Annotated in this window: 1 protein-coding gene; it reads right to left on the reverse strand. The window is 49.8% G+C overall.

Features of this window, described 5'->3' with window-relative positions; genetic code table 11:
- A partial coding sequence (locus AC0L3B_RS39490; protein WP_473383233.1) for a hypothetical protein occupies positions 1-273 on the reverse strand: 273 nt, incomplete at both ends.

Raw genomic sequence — 273 nt, forward strand, 5'->3', positions numbered from 1 at the left:
TTTCCCTTCGTTGATGGAAAGAATATTGTTGACCATCAGCTCGGTTTTTATTTCGGCGCCTTCAAGACGCGCGTCCAATTTTTGCTGTTGCGTCGCGGACGGGTCTACCGTAGTGACAGTGCCATCCGCGTTCTTTTTTTCTGCACCCGGCATTTCAGCTTGCGCATCAATTCTGTCCGCGATGGCTTTAGAGCCTACATGCTCTGCCACACTGAAGGGCAATTGAATCAATGTACCTACGGATGCACTTAATAAGGAGTTGCGCACGCTGGA

It is taken from the genome of Bradyrhizobium sp. Kon56, assembly GCF_055807635.1.